Here is a 4,146-nt window from a genome sequence, read left to right as displayed (position 1 = left end):
AGCCAGACTCATGGCAGACAGAACAATTGAACCGTATTCGAGATGCTCTGGAGCAAGACAAGCTGGCAGTGATTCGTGAAGCGGTGTCTTCAGGCCATGGCATTGGTAAATCGGCTTTAGTCGCCTGGATCATCCTGTGGGCAATGTCTACCAAGCCGCATCTGGCAGGCATTGTTACCGCCAATACAGAAGCTCAGTTGAGAACCAAAACATGGCGGGAACTGTCGGTCTGGCACAAACGCTGTGTCCATCATTATTGGTTTCAATGGACCGCTACCAAGTTTTACCAAGTGCAGCATCCTGAAACATGGTTTGTATCTGCCATTCCTTGGAGTGAGTCACGGCCGGAAGCCTTTGCCGGTTTACACGCCGACCATGTGTTAATTCTCTACGACGAAGCCTCTGCAATCCCTGATGCAATATGGGAAGTGTCTGAGGGTGCCATGACCACACCACGAGCCATGTGGTTTTGCTATGGCAACCCGACACGGAATACCGGCCGGTTTCGTGAATGCTTTGGTAAATTTAAGCATCGTTGGAATCACACTCAAATTGACAGCCGTACCTGCAAGATGACGAATGATGAACAGTTGTCGCAATGGGTTGATGACTACGGAGAGGATTCTGATTTTGTCAGGGTTAGAGTTAAGGGAGAGTTTCCCAGGGCAGGCAGTCTGCAATTTATCCCTTCAGACCATGTAGCTGAAGCCAGGGAAAGAACTGTTGAACACTCTGTTTATTATCACATGCCGGTTGTATTGGGCGTGGACGTTGCCCGTTTTGGTGATGACCAGTCTGTAATCTGTGTCAGGCAAGGCCGTAAAGTCATCGAGATTTATAAATACCGCAGTCTGAACACCGTGCAGTTAGCCGCCAGAGTGGTGGAGAAGATCAACCAACATACCCCGGAGTGTACGTTTGTTGATGGGATTGGTGTCGGTGGTGGTGTCGTTGATCAGTTAGTAGATTTGGGCTTCTGGATACAGGAAGTGAGCGCAGCCGCAAAGCCGAATGAAGTAGAGATGTACCTGAACAAGCGGGCTGAGATGTGGGGGAAAATGAGAGAGTGGTTAGCTGGTGAGGTTGATATTCCCGATGATCCAGAGTTAGGCGACGAACTAACGGGGCTGGAATACGGCTATACAGCGACAAAGTTCCAGATCCAGTTGGAGAAAAAGGAGGATATGAAAAAAAGGGGACTATCAAGTCCTGATTGCGGGGATGCACTTGCACTTACGTTTGCAGAGCATGTTGCTCCTGTTGCTCCATCTGCTCCATCTGTCGCAGAGCGCACTGGTTATATGAGGGCAGAATTTGAGGGTATGGAAGAATAGCTTGGCAGTCTCTCTGCTGTTACTGCGCAACGCATGGTCGAACGGACAACTAATACGGTCTAAATACCAAAATTACGGATAAAACCATAAAACGACTTTTTCCGTAACTATTCATACGAAACAAACCACTTCCGGCCGTAATTATATTGATGAGAAATACGGTCGTTTTTTTCGTAATAATAATCTTGGTTCCTGTTTTCTTCCCTCTACCTCCCTTGGTTACTGTCAATGCCGGATATCCGGTAAAGACTGACAAACAGCCCTAACCAACAAAACAGCGCAGCCGGTTAGGGCAAAGACGGAATCCGTCTTTAAGATTTTTACTTCAGTCGAGATAGCTTCAGGAGTTCAAACTTTTCTTTAACATAAATATTTGAGTAGAAATATTTCAAATTACCTTCGATGTATTCCTTATGCATTATCGCTTCTCCTGTTCCATTGATTTCTGGGCATTCCAGAATAATGGAGCCATAACCATCTTTTTTTATAGGCTCTATTTGTCTGGCTATCCAGGTAGCATCCCAGCCATCCAGAGTTATCTTCATTGTCCGTAGTCCTTTTAGCTTTGTAACAAAAATGATGCCTTCTCTTCCGGTATCCACATTTTCATATTGATCAACACCATCGAATTCGACCTTAAAAACTTTCTTAGTCACTTCTTTTCTCCTATTTCTACGTAAGAACTCCACAACGCCTTATTTACAGAATTGTGTTTTTCTCATTTACAGAAATAAGAACTCAACCAACAAACCGACGCAGTCAGTTAGTCTTGTTTTTCTTGTTTTTACTTGTTTTTCTTGTTTTGCCCTCCTCTACAGAGCAGTGAATACAAGGGCTGTAGCGGTCTATGGCGGAACCTTTTACACCTTAAAGCGGAACCTTTTACACCTTGAAGCGGTACCTTTTACACCTTGAAGCGGTACCTTTTACATATTAAAGCGGAAACGGTATTTTATTATTCCGTTAGTGAGATTATGATTATTACCTTTTCTCCTGAATGGATTCTTTCACATGGCAAGAATTATGACCGATATTGATCACATAAAAATCACCAAGGCGAATCAGGTGGTCGAGATCAAGTTGCTGGAAGTAGGGACCCGGCTGAAAATGAGGGATCAGAAAGTCATACTGGCTGTTGTCGGTCAAATATCACCTGATGACGAAGATTTCAAAAATTACCGCATTACGATCAATGAACTGATTTCGCTGACAGGAATCAGCAAGGAAAACCTGTACAGAGATATACACTCTATCTGTACTTGCCTGACGACCAGTGCCATTACCATTAAGGAGCCGAGTAACCCGAAAGGGTTCCTGGTGACAGCATGGTTCTCTCATGCTGAATACTTACCGTCAGACGGACTCGTAGAGTTTGCAATATCCCCTAAGTTGAAACCTTATCTTCTTCAAATGAAGAGCAGTTTTACAACCTATCACCTGAACCAGGTTGCACAGCTTAAATCCACTTATTCATTCCGGCTGTACGAGTTGTTTAGACAGTTCTTGCCATTAAATGGGGTCAACAATGGCAGGCAGGCAGCGTTCAGGGATATTACCTTGAAGGATTTGCGGGAATATCTTGGGGTAGAAAAAGGCAGGTACCCGAAGTTTTATGACTTCAGGCGGTATGTATTGGAGCGAAGCCAGGCAGAGCTTAAATTACATACTGACCTTATGTTTGATTTCAATCCGGTACGAAAAGGAAGAAAGGTTGACTCTATTAAATTCAAGATTGGACACAATGAGAAGTTTGTAGAAGTTGAAAGCGAGGAGTCTATTGTCGATACGGTGATACCTTCAGATGCGGCTGTCCATAAAGATGCAATGCAATATATTCTCTCGTTTATACCTGATGCTACCAGTAAACAAATACTCACGATCTGTCGCACTTATCCCCGAGAAGTTTTTCTAGAAGGATTACTCGACCTTATGAAAGCTCAGTCGGCAGGCGTTGTGAAAGGCTCAGATATTAACTACTACATAGGCATACTTAAAAACAAGCGCAGGGAAGATCAGGCAGCAACTAAGCCGGAATCAAAATCGACTGAGGAAAAATTGACTGATAGAAGCTGGGCTGAAGGTCTGGATCTGGATTAGTACTGCCTGGTGAGTGCTGAGTACCTACGATACGGATACGTTTCGGGTGAATATTACCGGCTGGCCAGATTTGATAGGGCGCAATATCTCTATTCGTGCTGATGGTTTTGACGCACTATAGATAAGAGGCAAGTGTCCGGCTGAGAAGGGTTAATGGAAAGCCTGATTAGGATATGGAAAGGTGGAAAATCCCACCTCTGGCTATCGCTTCAAGCTGGCAACCATCGAGTATGTGGTTTGGATAATACGACAGTCATCTTAAAGGACTTCTGCATTAATCAACCAGTGACAATAGGTTTTTATCATTGAGTATCCGCATAGCCGTTTTGTATTCCGAACCGGATTCATTGATCTTAGGGCGATTATCTAACCAAGCGTACAGTTTTAAATCTGCAATCTTGCCTGAATGCAACAAATATTTAACTGCAAACATTAGGTTTTTATCAGGATCGGAGCAGAATAAAGCATTGTCGCTAACAGCTTGTAAATCATTAGAGCAACTATGACTTACCGTTGACAGACCTCTTTTTTCCAACAGATCCACCATCGCGTTGTAGCCTCTTTCCTCGAAGAAGGTCATATCCATCTTTTCCACTTTGACGGCTAAATTTGAGAAGAATGTTCTTTCGTAAGGCTTGTCTATCTCTGTTATATCTGAATAAATCTGATCAAAATAATATTGCTGATCATCATCAAAAGAATAAATATCAACAAC

General features: G+C 43.6%; 4 protein-coding genes. 2 read left to right on the top strand and 2 right to left on the bottom strand.

What is annotated here, in order from left to right; genetic code table 11:
• Positions 1-1,334 (top strand): hypothetical protein (locus tag RM811_RS19780; RefSeq protein WP_402527589.1); only part of this gene is annotated, 1,334 nt, incomplete at its 5' end.
• Positions 1,335-1,654: 320 nt separating this feature from the next.
• On the opposite strand, the gene RM811_RS19775 is transcribed toward RM811_RS19780, so the two are convergent.
• Positions 1,655-1,990 (bottom strand): hypothetical protein, encoded by a 336-nt coding sequence (locus RM811_RS19775; protein WP_402527588.1) that lies wholly within the window; start codon positions 1,988-1,990, stop codon positions 1,655-1,657.
• 355 nt (positions 1,991-2,345) lie between these two features.
• Here RM811_RS19775 and RM811_RS19770 point away from each other — a divergent pair, with 355 nt between their 5' ends.
• On the top strand, positions 2,346-3,431 hold the full coding sequence (locus RM811_RS19770) for a replication initiation protein (RefSeq protein WP_402527587.1): 1,086 nt from the start codon (positions 2,346-2,348) through the stop codon (positions 3,429-3,431).
• A 274-nt stretch (positions 3,432-3,705) separates the two neighbouring features.
• Here RM811_RS19770 and RM811_RS19765 read toward each other — a convergent pair.
• Positions 3,706-4,146 (bottom strand): hypothetical protein (locus tag RM811_RS19765; RefSeq protein WP_402527586.1); only part of this gene is annotated, 441 nt, incomplete at its 5' end.

It is taken from the genome of Endozoicomonas sp. (genome assembly GCF_031844845.1).
GTDB lineage: Bacteria > Pseudomonadota > Gammaproteobacteria > Pseudomonadales > Endozoicomonadaceae > Endozoicomonas.
Note: the sequence above shows the minus strand (reverse complement) of the source record. Positions and strands in the feature narration are given on the sequence as shown.

Excerpts from the sequence above, each read along its gene's own strand:
- RM811_RS19770 (WP_402527587.1), top strand. The coding sequence starts at position 2,346 with ATGGCAAGAATTATGACCGATATTGATCACATAAAAATCACCAAGGCG.